The 20,752-nt window shown below is 67.8% G+C and carries 46 protein-coding genes and 1 pseudogene; 43 read left to right on the top strand and 4 right to left on the bottom strand.

Features of this window, described 5'->3' with window-relative positions; translation table 11 throughout:
- Nucleotides 1-76 precede the first annotated feature (76 nt).
- On the bottom strand, nt 77-367 hold the full coding sequence (locus IMZ11_RS02755; protein ID WP_228637319.1) for a hypothetical protein: 291 nt from the start codon (nt 365-367) through the stop codon (nt 77-79).
- Between the two features lie 163 nt (nt 368-530).
- Between IMZ11_RS02755 and IMZ11_RS02750 the strand changes: the two genes are divergently transcribed.
- The 23 genes from IMZ11_RS02750 (at nt 531) to IMZ11_RS02645 (ending at nt 10,837) form a co-directional block, all read left to right on the top strand.
- On the top strand, nt 531-776 hold the full coding sequence (locus IMZ11_RS02750; protein WP_228637318.1) for a helix-turn-helix transcriptional regulator: 246 nt from the start codon (nt 531-533) through the stop codon (nt 774-776).
- Nucleotides 773-1,465 (top strand): phage antirepressor N-terminal domain-containing protein, encoded by a 693-nt coding sequence (locus IMZ11_RS02745; protein WP_228637317.1) that lies wholly within the window; start codon nt 773-775, stop codon nt 1,463-1,465. Before IMZ11_RS02750 ends, IMZ11_RS02745 begins: the two co-directional genes overlap by 4 nt.
- A complete protein-coding gene (locus tag IMZ11_RS02740) occupies nt 1,462-1,638 on the top strand; it encodes a hypothetical protein (RefSeq protein WP_228637316.1) in 177 nt (58 codons plus the stop codon). The genes IMZ11_RS02745 and IMZ11_RS02740 overlap by 4 nt, the downstream gene beginning before the upstream one ends.
- 32 nt (nt 1,639-1,670) lie before the next feature.
- On the top strand, nt 1,671-2,111 hold the full coding sequence (locus tag IMZ11_RS02735; RefSeq protein ID WP_228637315.1) for a hypothetical protein: 441 nt from the start codon (nt 1,671-1,673) through the stop codon (nt 2,109-2,111).
- On the top strand, nt 2,108-2,245 hold the full coding sequence (locus IMZ11_RS02730; protein WP_228637314.1) for a hypothetical protein: 138 nt from the start codon (nt 2,108-2,110) through the stop codon (nt 2,243-2,245). The genes IMZ11_RS02735 and IMZ11_RS02730 overlap by 4 nt, the downstream gene beginning before the upstream one ends.
- Nucleotides 2,242-2,847, top strand: a complete 606-nt coding sequence (locus tag IMZ11_RS02725) for a hypothetical protein (protein ID WP_228637313.1) — start codon at nt 2,242-2,244, stop codon at nt 2,845-2,847. Before IMZ11_RS02730 ends, IMZ11_RS02725 begins: the two co-directional genes overlap by 4 nt.
- Nucleotides 2,844-3,236, top strand: a complete 393-nt coding sequence (locus IMZ11_RS02720) for a hypothetical protein (protein ID WP_228637312.1) — start codon at nt 2,844-2,846, stop codon at nt 3,234-3,236. Before IMZ11_RS02725 ends, IMZ11_RS02720 begins: the two co-directional genes overlap by 4 nt.
- Complete coding sequence (locus tag IMZ11_RS02715; protein WP_228637311.1) at nt 3,233-3,445, top strand: hypothetical protein; 213 nt, start codon at nt 3,233-3,235, stop codon at nt 3,443-3,445. The genes IMZ11_RS02720 and IMZ11_RS02715 overlap by 4 nt, the downstream gene beginning before the upstream one ends.
- A complete protein-coding gene (locus tag IMZ11_RS02710) occupies nt 3,442-3,789 on the top strand; it encodes a hypothetical protein (protein ID WP_228637310.1) in 348 nt (115 codons plus the stop codon). Before IMZ11_RS02715 ends, IMZ11_RS02710 begins: the two co-directional genes overlap by 4 nt.
- Complete coding sequence (locus tag IMZ11_RS02705) at nt 3,782-4,438, top strand: hypothetical protein (protein WP_228637309.1); 657 nt, start codon at nt 3,782-3,784, stop codon at nt 4,436-4,438. The genes IMZ11_RS02710 and IMZ11_RS02705 overlap by 8 nt, the downstream gene beginning before the upstream one ends.
- On the top strand, nt 4,435-4,992 hold the full coding sequence (locus tag IMZ11_RS02700) for a hypothetical protein (RefSeq protein ID WP_228637308.1): 558 nt from the start codon (nt 4,435-4,437) through the stop codon (nt 4,990-4,992). The genes IMZ11_RS02705 and IMZ11_RS02700 overlap by 4 nt, the downstream gene beginning before the upstream one ends.
- A complete protein-coding gene (locus tag IMZ11_RS02695; protein ID WP_228637307.1) occupies nt 4,989-5,444 on the top strand; it encodes a hypothetical protein in 456 nt (151 codons plus the stop codon). The genes IMZ11_RS02700 and IMZ11_RS02695 overlap by 4 nt, the downstream gene beginning before the upstream one ends.
- A complete protein-coding gene (locus IMZ11_RS44965) occupies nt 5,441-5,563 on the top strand; it encodes a hypothetical protein (RefSeq protein ID WP_255705926.1) in 123 nt (40 codons plus the stop codon). The genes IMZ11_RS02695 and IMZ11_RS44965 overlap by 4 nt, the downstream gene beginning before the upstream one ends.
- On the top strand, nt 5,560-6,399 hold the full coding sequence (locus IMZ11_RS02690) for a DUF5131 family protein (RefSeq protein WP_228637306.1): 840 nt from the start codon (nt 5,560-5,562) through the stop codon (nt 6,397-6,399). Before IMZ11_RS44965 ends, IMZ11_RS02690 begins: the two co-directional genes overlap by 4 nt.
- Nucleotides 6,389-6,895 (top strand): phage Gp37/Gp68 family protein, encoded by a 507-nt coding sequence (locus IMZ11_RS02685; RefSeq protein ID WP_228637305.1) that lies wholly within the window; start codon nt 6,389-6,391, stop codon nt 6,893-6,895. Before IMZ11_RS02690 ends, IMZ11_RS02685 begins: the two co-directional genes overlap by 11 nt.
- 79 nt (nt 6,896-6,974) lie before the next feature.
- Nucleotides 6,975-7,466 carry a hypothetical protein gene (locus IMZ11_RS02680; RefSeq protein WP_228637304.1) on the top strand — a complete coding sequence of 164 codons (492 nt, stop codon included), beginning with the start codon at nt 6,975-6,977 and terminating at the stop codon, nt 7,464-7,466.
- The gene (locus IMZ11_RS02675) at nt 7,463-7,894 is read left to right on the top strand and encodes a hypothetical protein (protein WP_228637303.1); all 432 of its coding nucleotides are present in this window, start codon (nt 7,463-7,465) and stop codon (nt 7,892-7,894) included. The genes IMZ11_RS02680 and IMZ11_RS02675 overlap by 4 nt, the downstream gene beginning before the upstream one ends.
- Nucleotides 7,891-8,640 (top strand): hypothetical protein, encoded by a 750-nt coding sequence (locus IMZ11_RS02670; protein ID WP_228637302.1) that lies wholly within the window; start codon nt 7,891-7,893, stop codon nt 8,638-8,640. Before IMZ11_RS02675 ends, IMZ11_RS02670 begins: the two co-directional genes overlap by 4 nt.
- 679 nt (nt 8,641-9,319) lie before the next feature.
- The gene (locus IMZ11_RS02665) at nt 9,320-9,766 is read left to right on the top strand and encodes a helix-turn-helix domain-containing protein (protein WP_228637301.1); all 447 of its coding nucleotides are present in this window, start codon (nt 9,320-9,322) and stop codon (nt 9,764-9,766) included.
- Nucleotides 9,759-10,193, top strand: coding sequence for a hypothetical protein (locus IMZ11_RS02660; protein WP_228637300.1), 435 nt, complete (start codon nt 9,759-9,761; stop codon nt 10,191-10,193). The genes IMZ11_RS02665 and IMZ11_RS02660 overlap by 8 nt, the downstream gene beginning before the upstream one ends.
- On the top strand, nt 10,186-10,392 hold the full coding sequence (locus IMZ11_RS02655; protein WP_228637299.1) for a hypothetical protein: 207 nt from the start codon (nt 10,186-10,188) through the stop codon (nt 10,390-10,392). The genes IMZ11_RS02660 and IMZ11_RS02655 overlap by 8 nt, the downstream gene beginning before the upstream one ends.
- Nucleotides 10,389-10,676: a MerR family transcriptional regulator gene (locus IMZ11_RS02650; RefSeq protein WP_228637298.1), complete on the top strand. Its 288-nt coding sequence runs from the start codon at nt 10,389-10,391 to the stop codon at nt 10,674-10,676. The genes IMZ11_RS02655 and IMZ11_RS02650 overlap by 4 nt, the downstream gene beginning before the upstream one ends.
- Entirely contained in the window at nt 10,673-10,837 is a 165-nt protein-coding gene (locus tag IMZ11_RS02645) for a hypothetical protein (protein WP_228637297.1), read from the top strand. Before IMZ11_RS02650 ends, IMZ11_RS02645 begins: the two co-directional genes overlap by 4 nt.
- Before the next feature lie 2 nt (nt 10,838-10,839).
- Here the strand turns inward: IMZ11_RS02645 and IMZ11_RS02640 are convergent, their stop codons facing one another.
- On the bottom strand, nt 10,840-11,067 hold the full coding sequence (locus IMZ11_RS02640; protein WP_228637296.1) for a hypothetical protein: 228 nt from the start codon (nt 11,065-11,067) through the stop codon (nt 10,840-10,842).
- Nucleotides 11,068-11,291: 224 nt separating this feature from the next.
- On the opposite strand from IMZ11_RS02640, the gene IMZ11_RS02635 reads away from it, so the two are divergent.
- From IMZ11_RS02635 to IMZ11_RS02570, 14 genes are all read left to right on the top strand, one after another.
- Nucleotides 11,292-12,212 carry a hypothetical protein gene (locus tag IMZ11_RS02635; RefSeq protein WP_228637295.1) on the top strand — a complete coding sequence of 307 codons (921 nt, stop codon included), beginning with the start codon at nt 11,292-11,294 and terminating at the stop codon, nt 12,210-12,212.
- A complete protein-coding gene (locus IMZ11_RS02630) occupies nt 12,212-12,775 on the top strand; it encodes an ATP-binding protein (protein ID WP_228637294.1) in 564 nt (187 codons plus the stop codon). Before IMZ11_RS02635 ends, IMZ11_RS02630 begins: the two co-directional genes overlap by 1 nt.
- Nucleotides 12,772-14,097, top strand: a complete 1,326-nt coding sequence (locus tag IMZ11_RS02625) for a replicative DNA helicase (RefSeq protein WP_228637293.1) — start codon at nt 12,772-12,774, stop codon at nt 14,095-14,097. The genes IMZ11_RS02630 and IMZ11_RS02625 overlap by 4 nt, the downstream gene beginning before the upstream one ends.
- Nucleotides 14,098-14,195: 98 nt before the next feature.
- Nucleotides 14,196-14,423: a hypothetical protein gene (locus tag IMZ11_RS02620; protein WP_228637292.1), complete on the top strand. Its 228-nt coding sequence runs from the start codon at nt 14,196-14,198 to the stop codon at nt 14,421-14,423.
- Nucleotides 14,420-15,202 carry a hypothetical protein gene (locus IMZ11_RS02615; protein ID WP_228637291.1) on the top strand — a complete coding sequence of 261 codons (783 nt, stop codon included), beginning with the start codon at nt 14,420-14,422 and terminating at the stop codon, nt 15,200-15,202. Before IMZ11_RS02620 ends, IMZ11_RS02615 begins: the two co-directional genes overlap by 4 nt.
- Entirely contained in the window at nt 15,199-15,693 is a 495-nt protein-coding gene (locus tag IMZ11_RS02610; RefSeq protein ID WP_228637290.1) for a hypothetical protein, read from the top strand. The genes IMZ11_RS02615 and IMZ11_RS02610 overlap by 4 nt, the downstream gene beginning before the upstream one ends.
- A gap of 46 nt (nt 15,694-15,739) precedes the next feature.
- Nucleotides 15,740-16,306, top strand: a complete 567-nt coding sequence (locus IMZ11_RS02605; protein ID WP_228637289.1) for a 3'-5' exoribonuclease — start codon at nt 15,740-15,742, stop codon at nt 16,304-16,306.
- Complete coding sequence (locus IMZ11_RS02600) at nt 16,299-16,523, top strand: hypothetical protein (RefSeq protein ID WP_228637288.1); 225 nt, start codon at nt 16,299-16,301, stop codon at nt 16,521-16,523. Before IMZ11_RS02605 ends, IMZ11_RS02600 begins: the two co-directional genes overlap by 8 nt.
- Entirely contained in the window at nt 16,516-16,950 is a 435-nt protein-coding gene (locus IMZ11_RS02595; protein ID WP_228637287.1) for a hypothetical protein, read from the top strand. Before IMZ11_RS02600 ends, IMZ11_RS02595 begins: the two co-directional genes overlap by 8 nt.
- Nucleotides 16,943-17,167, top strand: coding sequence for a hypothetical protein (locus IMZ11_RS02590; protein ID WP_228637286.1), 225 nt, complete (start codon nt 16,943-16,945; stop codon nt 17,165-17,167). Before IMZ11_RS02595 ends, IMZ11_RS02590 begins: the two co-directional genes overlap by 8 nt.
- A complete protein-coding gene (locus tag IMZ11_RS02585) occupies nt 17,160-17,387 on the top strand; it encodes a hypothetical protein (RefSeq protein WP_228637285.1) in 228 nt (75 codons plus the stop codon). The genes IMZ11_RS02590 and IMZ11_RS02585 overlap by 8 nt, the downstream gene beginning before the upstream one ends.
- A complete protein-coding gene (locus IMZ11_RS02580; protein ID WP_228637284.1) occupies nt 17,380-17,790 on the top strand; it encodes a hypothetical protein in 411 nt (136 codons plus the stop codon). Before IMZ11_RS02585 ends, IMZ11_RS02580 begins: the two co-directional genes overlap by 8 nt.
- A complete protein-coding gene (locus IMZ11_RS02575) occupies nt 17,783-18,073 on the top strand; it encodes a hypothetical protein (protein WP_228637283.1) in 291 nt (96 codons plus the stop codon). The genes IMZ11_RS02580 and IMZ11_RS02575 overlap by 8 nt, the downstream gene beginning before the upstream one ends.
- Nucleotides 18,070-18,285 carry a hypothetical protein gene (locus tag IMZ11_RS02570; RefSeq protein ID WP_228637282.1) on the top strand — a complete coding sequence of 72 codons (216 nt, stop codon included), beginning with the start codon at nt 18,070-18,072 and terminating at the stop codon, nt 18,283-18,285. Before IMZ11_RS02575 ends, IMZ11_RS02570 begins: the two co-directional genes overlap by 4 nt.
- A 30-nt stretch (nt 18,286-18,315) precedes the next feature.
- Here the strand turns inward: IMZ11_RS02570 and IMZ11_RS46605 are convergent.
- Nucleotides 18,316-18,390, bottom strand: a pseudogene (locus tag IMZ11_RS46605) (DUF6011 domain-containing protein); the annotation flags it as partial.
- Between the two features lie 108 nt (nt 18,391-18,498).
- On the bottom strand, nt 18,499-18,735 hold the full coding sequence (locus IMZ11_RS02565; RefSeq protein WP_228637281.1) for a hypothetical protein: 237 nt from the start codon (nt 18,733-18,735) through the stop codon (nt 18,499-18,501).
- A gap of 89 nt (nt 18,736-18,824) precedes the next feature.
- On the opposite strand from IMZ11_RS02565, the gene IMZ11_RS44960 reads away from it, so the two are divergent.
- From IMZ11_RS44960 to IMZ11_RS02545, 6 genes are all read left to right on the top strand, one after another.
- Nucleotides 18,825-18,956: a hypothetical protein gene (locus tag IMZ11_RS44960; protein WP_255705925.1), complete on the top strand. Its 132-nt coding sequence runs from the start codon at nt 18,825-18,827 to the stop codon at nt 18,954-18,956.
- A 51-nt stretch (nt 18,957-19,007) separates the two neighbouring features.
- A complete protein-coding gene (locus IMZ11_RS02560) occupies nt 19,008-19,301 on the top strand; it encodes a hypothetical protein (protein WP_228637280.1) in 294 nt (97 codons plus the stop codon).
- A 61-nt stretch (nt 19,302-19,362) separates the two neighbouring features.
- Nucleotides 19,363-19,611 (top strand): hypothetical protein, encoded by a 249-nt coding sequence (locus IMZ11_RS02555; RefSeq protein ID WP_228637279.1) that lies wholly within the window; start codon nt 19,363-19,365, stop codon nt 19,609-19,611.
- A 217-nt stretch (nt 19,612-19,828) separates the two neighbouring features.
- On the top strand, nt 19,829-20,164 hold the full coding sequence (locus IMZ11_RS02550; RefSeq protein ID WP_228637278.1) for a hypothetical protein: 336 nt from the start codon (nt 19,829-19,831) through the stop codon (nt 20,162-20,164).
- A 3-nt stretch (nt 20,165-20,167) separates the two neighbouring features.
- A complete protein-coding gene (locus IMZ11_RS44955; RefSeq protein ID WP_255705924.1) occupies nt 20,168-20,299 on the top strand; it encodes a hypothetical protein in 132 nt (43 codons plus the stop codon).
- Nucleotides 20,296-20,748, top strand: a complete 453-nt coding sequence (locus tag IMZ11_RS02545) for a DUF2283 domain-containing protein (RefSeq protein WP_228637277.1) — start codon at nt 20,296-20,298, stop codon at nt 20,746-20,748. Before IMZ11_RS44955 ends, IMZ11_RS02545 begins: the two co-directional genes overlap by 4 nt.
- Nucleotides 20,749-20,752: the final 4 nt, after the last annotated feature.

Genomic DNA, 20,752 nt, shown 5'->3' with positions numbered 1-20,752 from the left:
GATCTTCCCTGTCCCGGCGCTTCGGGGGTGCGTCGGGACAGGGACCCCCAACAAGCAGCAGAGAGGAGGAGCGATGTCAGTACTTGAGTCTGCGGGCCAGCTCGGCGACCAGGACTTCGCCAGGGACGTAGCTGAGATCGGTGGGGATCTCGCTGACTCCCGCTTCTTCTTCGGTGAGGAAGCCGGCGGCGATGAAGGCTTCGAGGACAGGTCGCTCGTATGCCTTGGCGAAGGCGGCGACGCTTTCGACCTTGGGGGAGGAGAGCTGCCAGCGGCCGACGCTGGACTGGCCGATTCCTGTTCGTCTGCCGATTTCGCTCGGCGACGCCGTTCCGGCGACTCGTTGGACGTATTCCCACCAGCTCATGCGCGCAGCTTATGCGCACAGGCCGCACGACTCCAGACCGGTGTGACTGGTGTGGCGGAAAAGCTACAGAGTTATCTTGCAGGCTGTGCGTGCAGCCTCTAGGCTGTGCGTGTGCGCTCATATCTGTGTGGTTCACGCATCACAGAGCCGAAGTGAGGACACATTGAACGCCACCTTGAAGATCCGCCGAGACGAGCTCGCCAAGTACCGCGTGCAGGCAGAACTCGTCACCGAGAAGCGCCTTGCGCAGGCCATGGGTGCCGACAGAGGGACCGTCAACAAGGTCCTTAACGGCAAAGCGAAGCCCGGCCCCGACTTCATCGCGTCCCTGATGGGCGCACTCAAGCACCACGCCAGATTCGAGGACCTCTTCGAGGTCATCCGAGAGGACCCGGGGGAGTCCCAGTGAACGACATCGTCCACATCCCGTTCCATGGCAGCGAGATCCTGGCCGCGCTGGAGAACGGCAAGCCGCACATCTTCCTCCGGCCCGCCATCGAGCACATCGGCCTGAACTACCCCACGCAGTTCGAGAAGCTTCAGCGCAAGTCATGGGCAACCATTGGGCTCAGGGGAACGGTTGCCGAGGACGGCAAGGTCCGCCAGATGACCACCGTCGATCTCCGCACGTTCTTCATGCTGCTCGCCACGATCGACGAGCGCCGCGTCAAGGAAGACGCACGCCAGATCCTGATCGCCTACCAGAACGAAGTCGCTGACGTCATCGAGGCGTACTTCACCCGGGGCTACGCGGCAAACCCTCGCGTTGCGCCTGGGGCGCTCGGACTGGTGACGCTCTCGTTCGACGAGGCGACCGCGCTGATCCACCAGGAGTACGGCGAGGACATCCCGGTCACCTACTTCACCCGCGTCCTCCGGGCGGCCGGAGTCCTTCGGCAGGCGGGCTGCGTCCCGCACAAGACGGAGCGGAAGTACTTCTACTTCACGGGCTCCGCTTGGGAGATCCGGGCGTGGGCTCTGCCGCACCTGTTGCGGACATTCAGGGAAACGGTCCGCGAGTTCCAGCGCTACCCGTTCGAGCAGCTCCGCCTTGACCTGCATGGGGCGGCGTTCGCCATCGAGAGCGGTGCCGCATGACCGTCTCCACCGTCTGCCCTTGCCCCGACTGCACGGGCTTCGTCGAGCCTTCCCCCTCGCCTCTGTGTGAGACGCCGAACCCCGACGTGTTCGGCGAGTACTGCGGCGAGACCGCAGATCACGACAGCGACCACGGCCTGTGGTTCACGCCGTCCGTCCGCCGCATCCACTAACCCCCCATCTACTCCGGACAGGAGAAACCCCCATGCGAAACCGGAACAACGATCAGCTTGTCGCCCCCGCCACCCCCGCCGTGAAGTTCGCCACGGACGAGGCCGCCCAGACGATCCTGTCGGGCCTGAAGACCCAGTACGACAACGCGACCACGTTCGCCGCCCAGCAGGTCACCCTCGCCGACAAGTGCCAGGCCGAGATCGACGCGTGGGCGAAGGAGATCGAGGCCCGCCAGCAGGAGATCCGCGACCGTCAGGCGTGGATCGAGCAGCGGGAGCTGGAGATCCGGCAGGCGCAGCAGCGCACCCAGCAGGGCCGTGATGTCGCGAAGGGTGCTGCGGACACGCTGGCGCTGCTGGGCGCTCCGGTTCCTCCGCCGGCGGGGGAGTTGTCGCACAACCCGGATGAGCTGATCAGCCGTATCGATGCTGCGCACAACGAGCAGGACGCGGCGGAGCGGGGGCGGTCGTGATCGAGATCCCTGCCTGGCTGGCTGTTCTGGCTGTGGTCGCGATCCGCCTGCATGGCGGCACTCGGGCGGCCCTTTATCTGGCCACCTTCCACAAGCCGTACACGTCCCCCAAGCACGCGAGGAGTGCAGCGTGAGCCGTCCCCGTAACACCCGCGACCAGATCATCCCCATCCCCGCCGCCCACGGCGTTCACCTCCCCGGCGCGATCGAGGAGCAGGAAGCCGAAGGCGCCGCCGCGATGCAGCAGGGCACCTGCGAGGTCATCCCGGCCAAGGGGGCGTCCGACGCCGACCTGACGGCGCTCGGCTTCGTCCTCGGGCCGATCGACCAGCGCGACCCGCTGTTCCGTGAGGCGCGACTGCCCGCCGGCTGGAAGCGCGCAGCGACCGGCCATTCGATGCACACCGACATCGTTGACGAGCTGGGCCGTAAGCGAATCGGGATCTTCTACAAGGCTGCCTGGTACGACCGAAGCGCTGACCTGTCGATCACCAGCGTGTACGGCTACCTCCGGGAGTGCCTGTATGCCGGGACGACTCCGATCCTGGACGACTCGTGGGCGACTCGGGAGGCGGTGCTCGCCGTACTCGACGACATCGCGAGGCACGAGCAGGAGCGCGTCGAGTTGTGGTCGGCCCACGGTGAGGACTACGCGCGCGAGCACGAGCAGGAGTCGCGGGAGAAGCTGGCCAAGGTGCAGGCGCTCCAGGCCGAACTGGCTGGAGGTGCCGCGTGAACGCCATCGACAAGATCGCCCCGTACCCGCGCAGCGAGGACGAGGCCACCGCTGAGGCGATAGCGAAGCACTTCACGGTGTTCGCCCAACTGCACTTCCAGCTCGCCCTCGACCTCCCGGACCGGAGCGAGGCCCAAGAGTCGTCCCGCGCGCTCGTCTCCTACTACGCCATCGCGTTCCTGTTCCGTGAGGTCGAGGTCCGCGGCGTTGGGGTCGCTGACCGTGTGGCTAAGGCGCTGTGGGAGTCGTGGGAGAACCCCCACGTGCTCGGCCCGGACGTGTGGGCGTGGCTGGAGGAGTACGGCATCGACCCGGAGGCGGTCAACAAGATCGCCGCAGAGATGGTCGCTGCCAGGCAGGCCGAGGCCGCTAAGGGCGGTGCCCGTTGAAGATCCTCGCCAGTCTCGTCTTCTTCGGCATCGCCTGGCTGGTCGGCGGGTGGACGCTGATGCTGTTCATCGGCGTCATCCACCACGAGTGGTGGCCGATGGTTCCGACGATCAGCTACCGGGGCGCGCTGTGGATTGAGGCCGCTGCTGCCCTGATGGCGGTTGTGGCCGCTCTCGTCGGGTCGCTGCTGAAGGCGGTGACCGAGTGACCGCCTCGAAGAGTGCGCGCCGTACGACGGTCACCTACACCCGCTCGTTCTGGACCGTCGTCATGGACGACGCGGGCGCGGTTGGTGGCGGCCTGCTCGCCTACATGCTCGGCCGCCACTTGGGCGGTTGGGAGGGCATCGCCGCGACTGTGGCGGCAGCGCTGTTCCTGTTCCTTGGCGTCTACCGGCAGTCGGTGTACCGCCGGGAGAGGAACCGCGACCGGGTCGTCTCGGTTGAGCTGGTCCGCGCTTGGGACCGTGCCAACCCTGACGCTCGCCTCGACGCGCTCAACTGGGTTCCGGCCGAGATCCTCATGGAAGCGCGGGAGGTGTCCCGTGGCTGAGCCCATGACGCGCGAGCAGTTCGATGCCATCACGGACCGATGGGCGGACGTACCGATGGGTGAGACCGCTCAGGTCTCCGTCACCGGTTCCTCGCGGCCGGGTCTGCTGCTGAACGCACTCACCCACGCCGTGGTCGACGTGCCCGCCCTGGTGGCGGAGGTCGAGCGGCGTCTCACTCCCGAGGACGTGGAGCGCTTCCTGAAGCGCGAGCGCGACGAGTACGAGCCGCGAGGCGAGTGCTGGAACACCGTGGACGACGTCCTGGACTGTTTCCGCCTCCACATGGTTACCGGCACGCCGCTGACCGAGCCGAGGCCGGTCGAAGGACCGGAGCCGTACGGCGTCGGCGACCAGCCGATGACCGAGGCCGAGGAGTTGCGGGCCGAGGTCGAGCGACTGCGCGCCGAACTGGACGGCGTCCGCGCCGACGAGCGGCGCCGCTGTGTTGAGGAACTCCGCAGCCACTCCAAGACGCGGATGGACCTAGCGGTCGCTGAGGTCGCCGCCGGAAACGATGGAGCGCTGGTTAGCGTCTCCTTCGCCGCAACCCTGGACAAGGCGTCGCGCCTGCTGGAGTCCGGCGAGCTGTCCGTCCCGTCCGGCGAAGACACCGCGCGGGTCCCTGCGCCGCAGGGGAGCCCGTCATGACCGGCCCCCTCACAGACGAGCAGTTGGCCGGGATGCCCGAGCGCGGTCCGGTCGGCTACCACTGCGACCACTCCGACGAGCCGCCGTTCAACGCCCGCACTCACCACGATTGGGAGTACGTGGACGGCGAGGGCTACGTGTTCCAGCACATGCCAGACACGGTCAGGGCACTCTCCTTTCCCCGGGGCTACCTGTCGCCGGAGCAGCAGGCCGAGCGCTGCCCGCGCGCGGTGCCGGTCTACGCCGTGGACGTTCCCGCCCTCGCGGCTGAGGTCGAGCGGCTCCATGCCCTGCTCGCCTCTCAGCAGGAGGAGGCCAACGCCTCACTCCGCAAGCTCGCCGACGAGAACAGGCGCCTCCGCTACGCCCAGAACGTCCTCAAGGCCACGCTGACCCACAACCTGGATGCGGCCGATTGCCAGCTTCGCGAAGCACGCCAGGCCGAGCTGAGCCCCTGCCAGCGCAAGGCGCCCGAGCCGCACGAGACGTGCGCCGCCTGCGAACTGCTGGCCCGCCTCGATGCCCAGACCGACACCACGGGGAGCGCCGAGTGAAGCCCTACCAGTTCGCCCTCTCGGGCACCGTCCTTGTCGGGCTGATCCTGCTCGTCGGGTTCGGCGGAGGCTCCTGGCTCGCTGTGATCGTCTTTCTCGTCGCCGCCGCCGTCTGCCTCGCCATCGGCGCCGTCGTCGGCATCGAGATCAGCCGCACCGGACGCGCCGGCCAGCTCGCTCGGACTGAGCGGGAGCTGTTCGAGGCGCGGGTGAAGCTCTCCGTCTGCGAGGAGACGAACGTGTCCCTCCGTCGCGCGAACAGCAAGCAGGCTGACCAGCTCGACGCCGCCGAGTCCCGCGCCGAAGGCCACCTGCGCGAGGTGCAGCGGTACGCGCTTGGCATCGCCACACTCGCCGTCGAGCTGGACAAGCTCGGCGAGTCCGGGTCCTGCCGGTACGCGGCGAAGCTCCTGCGGGAGCAGTTCGACATCCCCGGCGAGGTGGCCAAGTGATCGCCGCCTACATCGGTGCCGTGCTGGCTGTCCTGTGGGCCGCCTTCATCGCCTACGTGATCTACGCGAACCGCGTCTGCCGCAACATCTGCGACCACTCCCTCGGAGAAGACGAATGAGCGACCGCAGCACCATCGAGTGGACCGACGCCACCTGGAACCCCATCACCGGCTGCGAGAAGGTCTCGCCCGGATGCGACCACTGCTACGCAGAGACGTTTGCCGAGCGCTGGCGTGGTACGCCCGGCCACTACTTCGAGAACGGGTTCGATGTCCAGCTTCGGCCGGACAAACTCGACCAGCCGCTCCGCTGGAAGAAGCCCCGCAAGGTCTTCGTGAACAGCATGTCCGACCTGTTCCACAAGGATGTGCCGAGCGACTACATCGCCCAGGTGTTCGCCGTGATGTCGTTGGCGCCACAGCACACCTTCCAGGTGTTGACCAAGCGTCACGCGCGCATGCGATCCCTCCTCAACAATCAGGACTGGATCGCCGACGTGTGGCACCAGGTGGACACACTGGCCGAAGGCACGATCCCGGACCACGACGACTGGTGGCCCCTGCCGAATGTTTGGCTGGGGGTCTCCACGGAGAACCAGCAGTGGGCGGACATCCGCATCCCCGCCCTGCTCGACACCCCGGCGGCCGTCCGCTGGATCAGCGCAGAACCGCTGCTTGGCCCGGTCAATCTGGGCGAGGCAGCACCGACCGAGCCGTACTGGCACGACCGGATCGACTGGGTCATCGCCGGCGGCGAGTCCGGTCCGGGCGCGCGGCCGATGCACCCCGACTGGGTGCGTTCCCTGCGGGACCAGTGCCAGAACACGGGCGTGCCCTTCTTCATGAAGCAGGCCGGCGCCGTACTGGCGCGCGAGTGGGGCTGCTCTGACCGCAAGGGTCACGACCCCGCCGAGTGGCCCGAGTCCTTCCCGAGGGAGTATCCCCATGTCGCCTGAACCAACCACCATCGCCTACCTCGCCGGAGTCATCGACAGCGACGGGTACATCACCGCGTCGAGCAGCACACGCGGAGGACGCACCTACTGCGCCCCCCGAGTCGGCATCTCTGGGACCCGCAGGGAGCCACACGATCTGGCGGCGTCGATCTACGGCGGAACCGTCCGCTCGTATGAGCCGAAGGACGATCGTTCGCACCACCGTACGCAGTACCAGTGGGTGCTGGAAGGCGACGGAGCCGCCACGGTCATCGCCGCCGTGCTGCCCTACCTCTTGGTGAAGCGGGCGCAGGCCCAACTCGCCCTCCAGCTACAGGAAGCCCGGTTGGAGGCGCGCGCCGCTCGTACTGACGAGGACAGCTATCCCTGGGCTCCGTCTGGTTACGACCCCACGCCTGCGATGGTCGCCCTGGCAGAGGACATCCGCGCGCTCAACGTCCGTGGGCGCGAACTGGACGGCCGCACATGGGATGAGTTCCCGGCGGTCTCGGCGTGACCTTCCCCCTCAAGCTCCACGAGCCCGCCTGTCATTCAGCCGTAAGGGCGGGCTCGTGGCCTACCCCCGGAGGTGCCGCATGGTGAACAAGCCGAAAGCCATCGGCACCCAAGCGGAATCGGCAGTCGTCAAGGTGCTCAACGCGACCGGCTGGCCTCTGGCCGAGCGACGCATCCTCAAAGGCGCCCTCGACGAAGGCGACATCACCGGCACGCCCGCCCTCTGCTGGGAGGTCAAGGGCGGCGACCAGGCCCGCCAGGCTTCCGACGCCCTGATCCTCGAATGGCTGGCCGAGACCGAGACCGAACGCAAGAACGCCAACGCCGAGTTCGGCATCCTCGTCGTCCAGCGCAAGGGCGTCGGCCTCGCGAACGCAGGCCGCTGGTGGGCCGTCATGTGGGCCTGCGACCTGTTTCGTCTTCACGGCGGCCAGGTGTCCGGACTTCTCGGCGTCATCTACACCGCGGACATCCCGATCCGTCTGCTGCTCGCCGACGCGGTGACCCTCCTGCGGATGGCCGGATACGGCAACCCCCTTCCTAACCCCCTCGCTGATGAGGACCTGTCATGAGCAAGAAGCGCAAGGCGCAGGAGTACAGCGCCGAAGAGTTCGACCAGACGGTGGCGCTGATCCGGAGCAACGCCAGCGTCCGCCTCGACATCGAGGCCATCACCGGAGAGAAGCTCGACGGCAAGACGCCCCGGGAGCTGTTCGACCTGTTCCGCTCGATCGAGCAGGCCACGCAGATCCAGGTGACGGTCGCCCGCTACGGGCAGGCACGTCGGCTGCTGGCGCAGACACGGGTGGACATGGAGTCGTTGCCGCCCGCACACATGCCGGTCGAGACCGCCAAGTTCGTGGAGGACTTGCAGAGGCGGCTGGATGTGGCGAAGCGCGAGAACACCGAACTGAGGACCGCGAACGCCGCCCTGCGCGACCGCGGCAACGTGACGCCGATCGCCGGCCGGGTCATTCAGGGGAAGGCGGTCGCTCGATGAGCGCTCTGGGCATCTTTGGCGGAGACGATCAGTTCGTCACCTACCGCGTCACCCTCCGCTGCATCGACAAGCTGGTGGGCGGCATCCCGTCGGACGAGTCCGTCATCAAGGGCTGGCTCAAGTCCCGCATGGAGATCAAGGACCGCGACCTTGACGAGCTGACCGAGCAGACGCTGAAGGAGCGGTTCCCGGACCGTCAGCCGTCCGCGGACGAGCTGGCGGACGCGCTCCTGGAGTCGGATGCGGCACCGTCGATCAACGGGTTCAAGCGGCACCCGACGTCGGGCGAGCTCGTCTACGAAGGCCGCTGCATGAAGGCCGCGATCAAGGAGTGGGCCAACAGCGCCTACCCGGGCACGGAGTGGCCCGGTAAGGCCGACGTGCTCAAGGCCACCAGCAAGGGCGGCGAGAAGGCGAAGGGCGGAACGTTCCGCAAGGGCTTGATGAGCACGCTCGTGGAGCGGGTGTTCGTCGACGAGATCTACATCGGGCTGGGTGTCACGGAGCCGACCGCGGTTGAGGAGCGCATCAAGCACGTCATGACGCCGCAGGGGCCGCGCAGCTCGATCAACCGGGTCGAGTACGTGCAGGAGCCGGAGTTGAGCTTCACCCTGCGGGTGCGGGACGACTTCCTGCCGATGGAGGCGTGGGGCCGGATCTGGCAGGCGGGGGAGCAGATCGGCATCGGCGCCGACCGCGGCCGAAGCGACGGCCGGTTCGAGCTGCTCGCGTTCGATCGGGTCTGACGGCTATGGGCCCCCGCACCTGCGACGCCGTGATCGATACGGCTAGCCACTCCGACAAGTCACAGCGTGCCAACTCCGCCCTGTCCGACAAGTCAAGCCTCTGCCGCTCTAGCCACGCCGACAAGCCTATTCACGCCTTGCCGAGCGCACAGCGACTTGCCTTCGTCACGTCCGCTCATGCCAGTTGCGACATACCTTTCCCGTCCAACTCCGGCCTACGCACTCCGACTACTCAGACCCATGCCAGCCACGCCCTTGCGACAAGCCCAGTCCCGCCTCCTCAGGCCAAGCCACACCGACTCACCCTCCCTAGTCCGGCCAGTCCGACAAGCCACGCCATGTCCAGTCTCGCCAGTCCGACAAGACGGCCCTATGCCTCCCAGGTCGGGTCCGACATGCCGACCCATCCCGCCCCAGGTCGACAAGCCGAGCCGGTCTCAAACCCCGCGCGGATGCCCGATCCAGGCGGTCGCGAGTCTCTGCCTGTCCCGGCCCCGCAGGTCTTCACGGCCTGCGGGGCACCCCCGCTTCGTCAGGAGGTGCCTTGATCCCGCAGTGCTGCGCTGACGCGCTCGTGGACGGCCTTGACCTCGTCCACGCCCAAACGTGCACCGTCCGGCAGGAGCCGCAGCCTGACGCCCTGTTCGACCTTCCCCCCGACTCCCCAAGGGAGGCATGAATGAGCGCCCACGTACGCGTCGACACCACCGCATGGCAGGCATGGCACGGCGCCCAGCTACTCCAACTGCCGCGCCTCCAATTCCGGCTCCTGGCCCTCCTCGTCGCCAACGCCGGCCAGGTGGTCACGATCGAGCAGATCGGCCAGGACGTGTGGGACGGCTATCCGCCGTCCAGGCAGACGCTGCACATGCACCTCACCGGAGTGCGTCGCGCTCTCGGCGATGACGTCGCCGACCCGTTCCACGTCGTGACGGTCCGCGGTGTCGGTTTCCGCTTCCGGCAGGAGCTGGTGGTGTCTCGGCCGCGCACGGTCTCCGGTGTGGCCCGTGACCGTGTCGCTTTCGCTCTCGCTGACGCCTACCCGGACTTGGCCGCGGATCCTGCACGGTTGCGCGGGATCGCAGCCACCGCAATCCAGGCGATGGAGGAGGCGCAGAATGCCTGAGCCGATCTACTTCCACGGAGGCAAACCCGGCTTGAAGGCTGGAGATCTGATCCTGCCCGGGATGCCGAACTTCGTGACCGGCTGCCCGGTGTGCGACGCGCACAAGGCCGGCGAGTCCCACGCGCTGGAGCCGGTGACGAAGCGCCAGGACCGGATCTACGTGACGACGGACCGCGAGTACGCCCGCTTCTACGCGTCCAAGTACCCGAAAGGCGACCTGTACACGGTCGAGCCGATCGGCGAGCTCGTGCCGTCGGACGAGGACCACTTCCCGACGTGGACGGCAGGGTCGGCTCGGGTGCGTGGCGTCTACGACGTGTACGTCCAGCTCACCACCAAGCAGAGGGCGACCCTGCTGCGTCGATGGGAGCGCGCTGACCGTGAGGCCGCGTTCGCTCGCCTGTCCGGGGAGGCCGCGAATGCCTGACACCACCGTCGTGCTTCCCGCGGATGTGGCCGACCTTGTCCGCCGTCTCGCCGCCCACGCCGAATGCCTCACACGCGCCGCAGACGACCCTGTAGCGGTCGCTGACGTGCGCGTGAGGTCACGGCTGATCGCGATGGCCGACGCTGCACGAGCGGGTGTTGCAGCCGCCCTCGCTGACATCCCCGAGGTGCAGTCATGACCGGCCCGACCAAGAGGCAACTCGACTTCTGGGTGCGGCAGGGCTACCTCAAACCCGTCGCCCGCGGCGGCAGCGGACACCCGCGCGAATGGCCCCGCACCGAGAAGCAGGTCGCCCACCTGATGGGCCGTCTCGTCGCCGCCGGCTTCACAGCCGCCGCTGCTGCTGATGTGGCGCGGGTCGCGGTCACGGTCGGAGGCGACCCCGTCAACGTCGATGTGGTGCTGGCGGCCGGGTTGACGTTGACCGTCGACGACCGGCCTGCAGTGCGGGAGGCGTCATGACCGTCGAGGAGCTGCTCGCAGACAACAAGCGGATGCGCGCCGCCCTGGAAGAGATCGCCTACCGAACCATCCAGCGGGACCTCAACAGGATCGCCCGTGAAGCACTCGGACAGCAGTCCCCGCGGGCGACGGACCTGGTGGCCGGCGAGGGGGAGCGATGAGGTCAGGAATCGGCGGGGGACTGCGCCTTCTTGCGGGCGTCGACGACCTTGCGGCGCACCCACTCACGGGTGAAGCCGATCTCTTTGACGATGTCGACCTGCTGTTCCCCGTCGTCGAGTGCGGCGAGGACCTCTGCAACCAGCTCGTCATGCGCCGCTTCAGCCGCTTCGGTCCGGCGCTTGTAGGCGGCGGCGAGTCGGCGAAGACGCTGCTGACGGTCCTTGTCCACGGGCTCATATTCGCACACGGGGGGTGGCATCAAGGCATGGCTATGACCCATGGTCCCATAATAACCACAGCCCATGGCCTTTATGCAAGGCCATGGGTAATGGCATATGATGAAGCCGTTCGACAACGTGTGCGATGTGGGGGACGCGTGAGACATCAGCGAAAACAGGTCCCGCTTCCGCCGACATAGCCCATCCGCACGAGCATCAAGGGAGACCCCGTTCCGTGAACGGCGACATCATCGGCGGCCTGCTGCATGACGGCACGTACCGAGCCCGGTGGCTGCGTGAGGTCCTCAAGACCCCGCAGATCACCGACTCGGTGCGCGTGCTGCTGATGACGCTCGCGCTCCACATGGACGCGAGTGGGCGCGTGTCCGTCCCGCGTGAGGATCTCGCCGGCCTGCTCGGCAGGAACCCCCGGAAGGTGGCGGACAAGGTGAAGGTCGCACTCGATTCGGGGTTCCTTATGCAGACGGCCCGGGGCCAGAAGCACCAGACCGCCGTGTATCAGGCGGCCATCTCAGGCCAGTCGCTCAGCGTGCCCCTCGGGGGACAAGCTGAGGAGTCATGGCCGTCTGATCTCAGCGTGCCCCCCGGGGGTCATGCTGAGGATTCTCAGGGTGCCGGTTTCAAGCAAACCGATTCTCAGGGTGCCGGTTTCAGCGTGCCCCCCGGGGGTCATGCTGAGGATTCTCAGGGTGCCCCCCGGGGGCCATCCCACTCTTATATGAGGGTTGATGTTGAAGAAGAAGATCCCTCTTCTTCCGACTCTCTTTTTGATCTAGATTCCCCCGCTTCGCGAGAGCCCGAGACCGAGAAGCCAGCGAAGCGCAAGACCAAGATCCCGGCGTCGTTCGCCGTCACCCCAGCGATGCGCTCCTGGGCCGCTGAGACGGCCCCTGTCGTCGACATCGACTTCGAGACCGCTCAGTTCGTCGACCACTGGACAGCCAAGGGCGAACTCCGCCTCGACTGGGTCGCGAGCTGGCGGACCTGGATGCGTAACCAGCAGCGCTGGGCGAGTGATCGACGCGGCAACGTACGCCAGCTTCGCCCGACCGGCACCGACGGCCGGCCGTTCAACGGCTCCGGCCCACGCATCGACACCCAGACGCCCTACTCCGAGAACTTGGACGACTACTGATGAGTGACGAACCCGACCTGAACGCCGAATGGCACGCCGACCGACGCGCGCATCGGCTGCGGACGATCCAGCAGCAGCGGCCGGTGATGCTTCGACACGAAGGCGAACTGGACCCACGCGTCGAAGCCTGGGGCCGCTCCCTGGTCGCTGGAACCGCAATGAACCTGATCCTCGTCGGCTCGGTCGGCCGGACGAAGACGTGGTCGGCGTGGGAGGTCCTCGAGCGGGCCGTCGCGAACGGCTACGCCGGCTGGGTGGACTTCGCCACGGTGGCGGACTGGCAGGACGCGACGACGCCGCCCGTCGACAAGGACCGCCTGAAGGCGATGCGGGTTGCGGACATGCTGGTCCTGGACGACCTGGGGTCGGCGCGGATCAACGACTGGCAGCGCGAGTGCATGCTGTCGGTGATTGACGAGCGGTGGCAGCACGCCCGCCCGACGATCATCACGACGAACATGCAGAAGCTCACCGAACCGCTCGGGGAGCGGCTCGCGAGTCGCATCAAGGACGGCGCCACGCTCGTCGCGCTCGGCGGCGAGGACCGCAGGAGCGGCCGATGAGCGCCGATGAGCTGCCGCACGACATCGAAGCCGAAGAGGCATGCCTGGGTGCGGCGATGCTGTCGCCGGACTCCGCGGCCCTGCTCGTCGAGCAGTTGACGTCACGGCACTTCTACCGCCCCGCCCACCAGGTCATCTTCGAGTCGGTCGCCGAACTGGTGAACCGGTCCGTCCCGGTGGAGCCGCTGTCGGTGAAGGTGCAGCTGGAGAAGCGGGCCGCGGGCGAGGTCGTGGACACGCGCGTCCTGATCGAGATGATCCAGTCCGTGACCTCCGCCGGGCACGTCGGCTTCTACGTGGACCGGCTGAAGGACCTGCTCTACCGGCGGGACCTGATCCTCGAAGGCGCCCGGCTGACCCGGCTCGGCCGCCGCGTGGACCTGGACCGGGACGACGTCACCGAAGAGGCGCGCAAGGTCCTGGACCGGGTGACGGGCGTGGACACGCCGAACACCGGCAAGCCGCTGTCGGAGCTCATCTACCCGTTCCTGGACCGCCTGGAGTCCAAGGCCGTCGACGCGGGTGTGACGACGGGCTGGGCGGACCTGGACCACCTGCTGATCAAGCTGCGGCCCGGCCAGCTCATCGTCGTCGGCGCCCGCCCGGGGATGGGCAAGTCCGTGCTCATGGTCAACATGGCCCTCCATGTCGGCTTGAAGCTCGGCCAGCGGGTCCTGTTCGTGTCGCTGGAGATGAGCGAAGACGAGATCCTCGCCCGGATCATCGCCCACCAGGCCAAGGTCACCCTCCACAACTTGCAGGCCAAGACGCTGGACGAGGACGCGTGGGCGCGAGTGGAGAAGCGCGCCGCCGAGATGGCGAGCGCCGACCACATCGTCATCGACGACGACCCCGGCATGACCATCGCCAGCCTGCGCGCCACCTTGTCCAAGGCCCGCCGCGCCGGCCAGCTCCCGGCGATCGTGTTCGTCGACTACCTGCAGTTGATGACGTCTCCGCGCAAGTCGGAGAACCGGCAGCAGGAGGTGTCGGAAATCTCCCGCTCGCTGAAGCTGCTGGCGAAGGACTTCGACGTCCCGATCGTGGTCGGTTCGCAGCTGAACCGCGGCCCGGAGATGCGGGCGAACAAGCGCCCCACGAAGGCCGACCTGCGCGAGTCCGGATCTTTGGAGCAGGACGCGGACGTGGTGATCCTCCTGCACCGGGAGGACGCCTACGAGCCGGAGTCGCCGCGGGCGGGCGAAATCGACCTGATCGTGGACAAGCACCGGCAGGGCGCGACGGCGACGATCACTGCCGCGTTCCAGGGCCACTACGCCCGGATCGCGGACATGGAGCCCGAGCCTGTGGGGTCGCGGTGACCGGCCCGTGCCCCCGATGCGGCGGCGGCTTCCCCGGCGACCCAAACCGGCCTGTGTGCCCGTGCGGCGACTGGGCTCACCCCCGAAGGGAGCGGGCGATGCTCGCGGATCGACCCCCGTGCGAGTGGTGCGAGATCGCGCCCGCTACAGAGGTCCTGGTGCGCGACCGGCCTTCCGGCCAGGGCGGCAGGCATCGAGCGAGCAGCTTCGTGTGCGCGGCGTGCGGTGACCGCCTCTCGCGGAACATCGCCCGCATCGACGACGTCACTGCGATCTTCCGGCTCTCGATCACGCCGCTGATCCCAGCTTCTAGGGAGGCGTCGTGACCCTGCCCTACCGCTGGTTCCCCCAGGGCACCACCTCAACGTATGGAGACCTGCCCGAGGCTGGTCAGGCCGTCGCCTGGAACCACGGCGCATGGCGGGTCGTAAGCGTCACGGCCCGCCCGGAGGAGCTGTGGAGCGCCGAAGACCGGGAGATCGTCCTCAAGCACGGCAAGCGCTACGTCCCGCACGCCGTGGTCCTGCGGCCGGTCGATGCCAGTGACGATCCCAAGGATCGCGGCCGGGATGTCCACCTCTTGGCCAGGGGTCACAGCTGGCACGTCTTCCGCGACGAGCACTACCCCATCTGCTCCAAGTGCCGGGAGCCGCTTCCGTGTCGTGACCAGATGGCCGAGAAGGTGTCTAAGGCTGCGGCGGAGCGGATGGGCCTCTACGAGATGGCCGGTGTCTGCCCGTCTTGCAGTGGGCCCGTCACTGCGCGCCAGAGGTCCATGACGTTCTCCGAGAACCTTGAGGTCATCGGCGGACCTCCGGTCACCTTCCACGTGGGCCGGGCGGACTGCCGCCACACCGCCAGGGAGTACGAAGAGCGGTGGGTCGCCGCCGACCCCCAACGGCGCAAGGCCATGCTGACCTGCCCAGGGCATGTCACGAACCACAACGACGGCACCTACCAGTGCACGCAGCTCAACGAGTGCCCCGGCCCCCTGGCTGGTCACATGTCCTACTCGACGTGCCGCTGCCCTGACTGCCACGCGCGCGGCCGATTCGGCTGCCATCCGCATCCGAAGGCGCGTCTCGTCAGCCGGGAGGCATCGTGAACGCCTTGGTTCGCGCCTACATGTCCCGCTGGTTCGCCAGCAAGGCCGCGGTCGCCACGCCCGTGGTTGGGGAGCTGCCGGCCGAGGTGGAGCACGGCGACGAGCGCGGCGAGTGGGCGTGCGAGCTGTCGCTTGACGACCTTGAGGAGTTGCGGGGCCTGATCGCGGACGCCGTCGCCGGGGAGCGCCCGGTACGGGAGGAGCCCTCCGAGTCCGCCGCGCCCGCCGAAACCGAGAAGCCGCTGAAGACGAAGTTCGCGGACTCGTTGGATGCGGTGATCGCCCGCGAGGAGCGCATCTTGGCCCGGCTGGCGGAGGCGTCGGCGGGGCGGGGCGGGTCTCCGTGGGAGGCGGCTTCTCGCGTGTTCGGCTCGTCGGGTTCGCCCGGGGTTGGCCCGGAATGCGGCTCCACGGGGTCTCTGACGGTCTCTCCCGTCTCTCAAACCCATTCCCGCACTCCCGAACCTCTGAACGCCTCTGAGGCGATCTGAGGGCTTCAAGATCCCCTGTTCGAATCAAGATCCGAAGGGTTCAACGATGGCCAAGATCTTCTACGACACCGAGTTTCTCGAAGACGGCGAGCGCATCCACCTGATCAGCATCGGCATGGTGGCCGAGGATGGCCGTGAGCTGTACGCGGTCAACCGCGACATGCCGGTCAAGCTGATCGCCAAGCACTCCTGGCTGATGGCCAACGTCGTGCCGTACTTGCCGCGCCTGCACGGTGATGCCCGCCTCCACGCTGGCCGCCGTAACCCGCTGGCGCTCGACTGGCAGCACCGGGACATCAAGTCGCGTGCGCGCATCGCTGACGAGGTCCGCGACTTCATCGTCGCCACCCCCGACGTCGAGCTGTGGGCGTGGTACGGCGCCTACGATCACGTCGCCCTCGCATGGCTGTACGGCCCCATGAGCCAGTTACCCGAGGGCATCCCGATGTGGACGAACGACCTCAAGCAGGAAGCTGCTCGGCTGGGCAACCCGGAGATGCCGGAGCAGGCGTCGGGGCTGCACAACGCGCTGGCGGACGCCCGTCACAACAAGGTGATGGCTGAGTTTCTCGCGTCGGTCTCCGCCCCCGAGGGAGGCGACCCCGATGCCTGAGAACACCCGCCTGTCCGGCCACACACTCCGCAGCGAGGGCGCACCCTTCTCGTGGACCCAGAACGGTGGCCGGTACGTCCGCACCCGCATCACCTGGACTGGCAAGGGCCTCTGCTCCTGCGGCGCCACCTCAGAGGAGCTGACGTCCAACAACGCCCGCAAGCGGTGGCACCGCGCGCACAAGGACGCGATCCGTGAGGGGCAGGCCGATGCCTGAGACCCCCGACCTCCGCCAGCGGTACGCCGACGCACTGTCCCGATCTTTGACGTCGCCACAGAGGGGCATGGCCGATCATCTCGACGCCGTCATGGCGGTACGGGACGACGAGCTCGCCCGCCTGCGCCGCGAAGTGGCCTACGTCGCCGAGACGGGAGAGCGGTGGCGGCAACTGTGGGAGCGCGTGGACCAGGAGCGCTCTGACGCCGTCGTACGCGCCGAGCAGGACACGGCCGCCAACGCCCGCGTCCGGGCCAAGCACGTGCCCTTCCAGCGCGGCGACGACGCCTTCTGCGATGAGTGCTCGGTCTCTCACGAGTCCGGGGTGCGCCGCTACGTGCTGGTGCCATTCCCGTGCGACACGATCGCCGCCCTCGACCAGCCCGCCGCCGTCTCCGAGGAGCAGGCCGGAGGCGGCAATGGCTGACATGCCCAGGATCGAGGTGGCTCCGCACACCCGCCGAACCAGCCCGCCCCGTGTCGTGTGGCGGGTCACCCTGCCGAAGACGAAAGAGCTGTCCGGCCGGGCCGAGCTCGGATCCCGTGAGGCCGCGTTCAACTTCGCTCACCTCGTCGCAGGTCTTTATGGCTGGCAGGTGCACGAATGGACGCCCGAGGAGCAGACCGGAGGCAGCGATGGCTGATCCGACACTCGACGAACTTCTGAAGGCGTACGTCCAGGTCTTCAAGCAGTTGCCGCGCCCGGCTGCCGCTGAGCTGCTGGTCCTGATGGGCAGCGACGACGAGTTCGCCCCGTCGTCCCGGATCATGCAGGCCGCTCTGGTCACCGTCGCTGGAAACCGCCTTTTCGGGGGCGGTACCGCCCCCGCATCCACCACCGAGGAAGGCAACCGCCATGACTGAGACCCGCGACTTCCACCTCGGGGACATCCTCACCATCATCACCGAGTGCTTGGTCACTCCGAACGGCGTTGACGGCATCTACCAGATCTTGAACTGGATGACCGGCGACAACCTGTTCACCCACCAGCTGCCCAGGGCGGCCCGGGAGTGTGCGCCCGACCTCCTGCGGCAGCATCCCGACCTCGCCGCCATCACCGTCCCTGCGTTCGACGGCGAAGCGGCTGTGTGGGCATGGCTGGAGAAGCAAGTCCGCCGCTATGGCGAAAGGCGTCCGATCGCACCGCTTGCCCCGTTGGACCACGCACGGATCGACCCGCTTGACGAACTCCGCATGCTCGCGCCCGATGCGCGGGTCGTCGCTGTCGAAGTCCCGCCCACCACCGAGGAGACCAACCATGGCTAAGAACTCGACCGCGCGCCGCCAGTCCGCTGTGGACGCGTGGAACGCCCACGTGCCCGTCGGAACCCCGGTCCGCTACTGGACCGGCGTCCGCGAGGGCGAAGGCAAGACCGGGGTCACCCGCAGTGAGGCGTACCTCCTGGGCGCGTCGAGCGGCCAGCCGGGGCACACGCCAGTGGTGTTCGTGACGGGCGCAGGATCGTGCATCGCGCTGACCCACGTCCAGCCCACCGGGGCTCCCACACAGGAGGAGCCGACACCCGCCACCGAGGAGAGCGGTCGATGATCCTCGCCGTCATCGCATGGATGGACGGGCCGAACCGCCGCCAGGAGGCGCTCGGCCCGTTCGAGGCCCGTGAGGACCACTCCCACCTCGCCGAGATCGACGCCGCCCTACAGGCGTGGCAGGCCGAGCATGGGGAGTGGTCCGACGCCACCTTGTACTCGCTGGTGCCAAGGGGTGCGCTGCCCTTGGCGCCAGTTCCGGAACAGCAGTGATCCCGCTCTACGACGAGCCCGAACCGTGCACGTCGGGCCGATGCTGTACCCCACCGACTCGGCGTCGGTCAGGGTGCGCTTACAGCGCCGGCATCGGCCCGACGTGCCGGGAGCGGTTGGGGATCACGGGCCGGAAGGCGGTTCGGTTGGCTCGTGTCCGTCCGGGCGGGGACTGTGACGGGCAGGGCGACCTCCTGGCGGAGGAGACGCGTGTTACTGGCCCTTCTTGAAGGCGGGGATGCCGTGCTCCTCCCGGATACGCCGGATGTATGCGCCCTTGAACGGGGAGTCGTCCTCAACTTCGGTAGGCCGCACGCCGCCGCGCAAGGCTTCGACGATCGCCGCGACGAGTTCTTGGCGGGCGTCTTCATGCGCCTTCTCGGTTCGGCGGTACTTGCGAGTGGCTGCCCGGAGCGCCTCTCGCAGTTGTTCCGTTTCCGCTTCGCTCATGCGCTACAGGTTAGCGCAAATGACTTGCTTCATTCTAGAGATAGCGCTAGCGTGTAGCGCATAAGAGAGACGCAACAAGGGAGCGCAATATGACCGCCGCTCAGATCCTCGCCACCAACCCGAACCTCTCCGACCAGGACCTCGCCGACTTCGCCAGCTTCCTCAGGCCCGAGCAGGTCGCGCCGTTCTGGGCGCAGATCGAGGCCCACCGCAACCACTGACCACCACGGCCCGGCTTCTGCCGGGCCCCCATCACCACCCTGGGAGCCGAGATGACCCTCGCCGAGATCGCCGAGCAGGCTGACCGCGCCGTCGAGCAGCTCGCCACCGCGCTCAACGGGCAGCAGCCCGACGACGCCGACATGGAGCAGGTCGCCAAGCACCTGCACGGCATCGCCCACGGGCTCCTCTGCGCGCTGACCCCGCTGGACCAGCACGCCGGCGAGGCCATCGCCGAGCAGGCCCGGGAGAGCGTCGACGCGCTCTTGGCCGCCACGGATGTACTCGCCGCCCTGGTGGACGCGGCGAAGGAGGCCGACTACCAGCGCATCCAGGCCGCCGTCTGACCCACCCCGGCCCGCCTCTCTGGCGGGCCACCCCAACCCCCTGAACGGAAGGAACTGACCGATGGGCGACATTCCCAACCTCGCCGATCAGATCCCCGAGCCGCCGGACAACACGCTGCTGGTCCTCAAGTTCGGCGACGAGTATCGCGTAATTCAGCGCGGCGACACCCTGAGCCGCGAGTACAGCGACAACGAGGACGAGCGCTGGTTCGACATGAGCGACTCTGACAGCGACCCGCTGGGGTGGCGCGAAGCCCTCAAGTACGCCGAGAAGGTCTACGCCTGCGGCTCTCTGCTCGCCAGCCGCTGATCGTTCAGCCCTTCCTCCCGGTACGACCGGGCGCGCGTTCACGACGCGGGGAGGGCACTGCATCCCTTCGACCTGAGGAGTCCCAATGCTCGTCCTCCCGTTCGCTGCCCGCGTGCTGTTGTACGCCGCCGCTGGACTCGCCGACCTCCGCCGTATGGCGCGTACGGTCCGGCTTCCCGTCCCCGCCCACCGCTGACCCCCGACCAGGAGGACCGACATGAAGATGCGCGTCACCGTCGTAGGCGAGTACGACCTCACAGACGACCTGGCCGATCGTGAGCGCGACTACGGCACCACTGACCTGTACGAGTGCGCCAAGATCGACGAAAACAACCCGGTCATCGACCTGATCCAGTTCGCGGACCGGATCGTCCGCCGCGAGGTGCGCCCCGCCCTCGACGAGCAGCACGCCGCCTCGCTGGAGGACTTCGCTCGCTGGATCGTCTCCCTCGACGACCCGGACGGCCCCGGCTTTGAGGCCCGCAAGTCCGTGACGATGGCGCTGATCATCCGCAAGGCGCGCGAGGCGCTGAACCTCCCCGAGGAGGTCTGACCGATGGAGAGCATCCACGCCACCTGCCCGGTGGTCTGGCTCCGGTACGGGGAGTGGGACCTCATCTGCTGCAAGTCCAAGGGCCACTCGGGTCCGCACTACGACATCAACGTGAACGAGGAGTGGAGCGAGTGAGCGAAACCGACAAGCAGGACATCCGCGTCGACGCCCTCCGTGCAGCCGCAGACGACTTCAAGGACCGCGCCCGCGACCTCAAGGACACCGACGCGACATGGGACCCGCTGTCGTGGGCGTTGTGGAACCGCTGCCAGCAGGGCGATGGTCGCACCATCTACGGCGATCCGCGCGCTATCGCTCAGGTGGCCTACGAAGAGTGCGCGAAGCTCCTCGGCTTCGTGGAAGAGCCGAGCGCCCCGGAGGGTTACGTCTACGACGAGTCGGCCCACGCCTTGTACGTCCGTCTGGTCCCGGATGGGGACGGTCGGATCGTGTCCACGGCGACGATGCCCGCGATGGTGAACGCGGACCTGGACGAGGCCGGGAACGTGCTCGGAGTCGAGGTCGTTAACCCGTGGCCGAGGTCCGCAAACCCCAGCAAAACCGGCTCTGACGTGGGAGAATAGGTAA

The organism is Microtetraspora sp. AC03309 (assembly GCF_020826795.1).
Taxonomy (GTDB): domain Bacteria; phylum Actinomycetota; class Actinomycetes; order Streptosporangiales; family Streptosporangiaceae; genus Microtetraspora; species Microtetraspora glauca.
The sequence above is the reverse complement of the archived record's forward strand: the minus strand, read 5'-3'. Positions and strand labels throughout refer to the sequence as shown.

Bases quoted from the DNA above. Each gene is read 5' to 3' on its own strand.
- IMZ11_RS02675 (WP_228637303.1), top strand. From the start codon at position 7,463: ATGAGCAAGAAGCGCAAGGCGCAGGAGTACAGCGCCGAAGAGTTCGAC.
- IMZ11_RS02555 (WP_228637279.1), top strand. From the start codon at position 19,363: ATGGGCGACATTCCCAACCTCGCCGATCAGATCCCCGAGCCGCCGGAC.
- IMZ11_RS02690 (WP_228637306.1), top strand. From the start codon at position 5,560: ATGAGCGACCGCAGCACCATCGAGTGGACCGACGCCACCTGGAACCCC.
- IMZ11_RS02550 (WP_228637278.1), top strand. From the start codon at position 19,829: ATGAAGATGCGCGTCACCGTCGTAGGCGAGTACGACCTCACAGACGAC.
- IMZ11_RS02585 (WP_228637285.1), top strand. From the start codon at position 17,160: ATGGCTGATCCGACACTCGACGAACTTCTGAAGGCGTACGTCCAGGTC.
- IMZ11_RS02645 (WP_228637297.1), top strand. From the start codon at position 10,673: ATGACCGTCGAGGAGCTGCTCGCAGACAACAAGCGGATGCGCGCCGCC.
- IMZ11_RS02600 (WP_228637288.1), top strand. From the start codon at position 16,299: ATGCCTGAGAACACCCGCCTGTCCGGCCACACACTCCGCAGCGAGGGC.
- IMZ11_RS02590 (WP_228637286.1), top strand. From the start codon at position 16,943: ATGGCTGACATGCCCAGGATCGAGGTGGCTCCGCACACCCGCCGAACC.
- IMZ11_RS02580 (WP_228637284.1), top strand. From the start codon at position 17,380: ATGACTGAGACCCGCGACTTCCACCTCGGGGACATCCTCACCATCATC.
- IMZ11_RS02700 (WP_228637308.1), top strand. From the start codon at position 4,435: ATGACCGGCCCCCTCACAGACGAGCAGTTGGCCGGGATGCCCGAGCGC.
- IMZ11_RS02740 (WP_228637316.1), top strand. From the start codon at position 1,462: ATGACCGTCTCCACCGTCTGCCCTTGCCCCGACTGCACGGGCTTCGTC.
- IMZ11_RS02735 (WP_228637315.1), top strand. From the start codon at position 1,671: ATGCGAAACCGGAACAACGATCAGCTTGTCGCCCCCGCCACCCCCGCC.
- IMZ11_RS02670 (WP_228637302.1), top strand. From the start codon at position 7,891: ATGAGCGCTCTGGGCATCTTTGGCGGAGACGATCAGTTCGTCACCTAC.
- IMZ11_RS02630 (WP_228637294.1), top strand. From the start codon at position 12,212: ATGAGTGACGAACCCGACCTGAACGCCGAATGGCACGCCGACCGACGC.
- IMZ11_RS02650 (WP_228637298.1), top strand. From the start codon at position 10,389: ATGACCGGCCCGACCAAGAGGCAACTCGACTTCTGGGTGCGGCAGGGC.
- IMZ11_RS02570 (WP_228637282.1), top strand. From the start codon at position 18,070: ATGATCCTCGCCGTCATCGCATGGATGGACGGGCCGAACCGCCGCCAG.
- IMZ11_RS02660 (WP_228637300.1), top strand. From the start codon at position 9,759: ATGCCTGAGCCGATCTACTTCCACGGAGGCAAACCCGGCTTGAAGGCT.
- IMZ11_RS02625 (WP_228637293.1), top strand. From the start codon at position 12,772: ATGAGCGCCGATGAGCTGCCGCACGACATCGAAGCCGAAGAGGCATGC.
- IMZ11_RS02665 (WP_228637301.1), top strand. From the start codon at position 9,320: ATGAGCGCCCACGTACGCGTCGACACCACCGCATGGCAGGCATGGCAC.
- IMZ11_RS02685 (WP_228637305.1), top strand. From the start codon at position 6,389: ATGTCGCCTGAACCAACCACCATCGCCTACCTCGCCGGAGTCATCGAC.
- IMZ11_RS02595 (WP_228637287.1), top strand. From the start codon at position 16,516: ATGCCTGAGACCCCCGACCTCCGCCAGCGGTACGCCGACGCACTGTCC.
- IMZ11_RS02605 (WP_228637289.1), top strand. From the start codon at position 15,740: ATGGCCAAGATCTTCTACGACACCGAGTTTCTCGAAGACGGCGAGCGC.
- IMZ11_RS02655 (WP_228637299.1), top strand. From the start codon at position 10,186: ATGCCTGACACCACCGTCGTGCTTCCCGCGGATGTGGCCGACCTTGTC.
- IMZ11_RS02755 (WP_228637319.1), bottom strand. From the start codon at position 367: ATGAGCTGGTGGGAATACGTCCAACGAGTCGCCGGAACGGCGTCGCCG.
- IMZ11_RS02680 (WP_228637304.1), top strand. From the start codon at position 6,975: ATGGTGAACAAGCCGAAAGCCATCGGCACCCAAGCGGAATCGGCAGTC.
- IMZ11_RS02620 (WP_228637292.1), top strand. From the start codon at position 14,196: ATGCTCGCGGATCGACCCCCGTGCGAGTGGTGCGAGATCGCGCCCGCT.
- IMZ11_RS02565 (WP_228637281.1), bottom strand. From the start codon at position 18,735: ATGAGCGAAGCGGAAACGGAACAACTGCGAGAGGCGCTCCGGGCAGCC.
- IMZ11_RS44960 (WP_255705925.1), top strand. From the start codon at position 18,825: ATGACCGCCGCTCAGATCCTCGCCACCAACCCGAACCTCTCCGACCAG.
- IMZ11_RS44955 (WP_255705924.1), top strand. From the start codon at position 20,168: ATGGAGAGCATCCACGCCACCTGCCCGGTGGTCTGGCTCCGGTACGGG.
- IMZ11_RS02575 (WP_228637283.1), top strand. From the start codon at position 17,783: ATGGCTAAGAACTCGACCGCGCGCCGCCAGTCCGCTGTGGACGCGTGG.
- IMZ11_RS02560 (WP_228637280.1), top strand. From the start codon at position 19,008: ATGACCCTCGCCGAGATCGCCGAGCAGGCTGACCGCGCCGTCGAGCAG.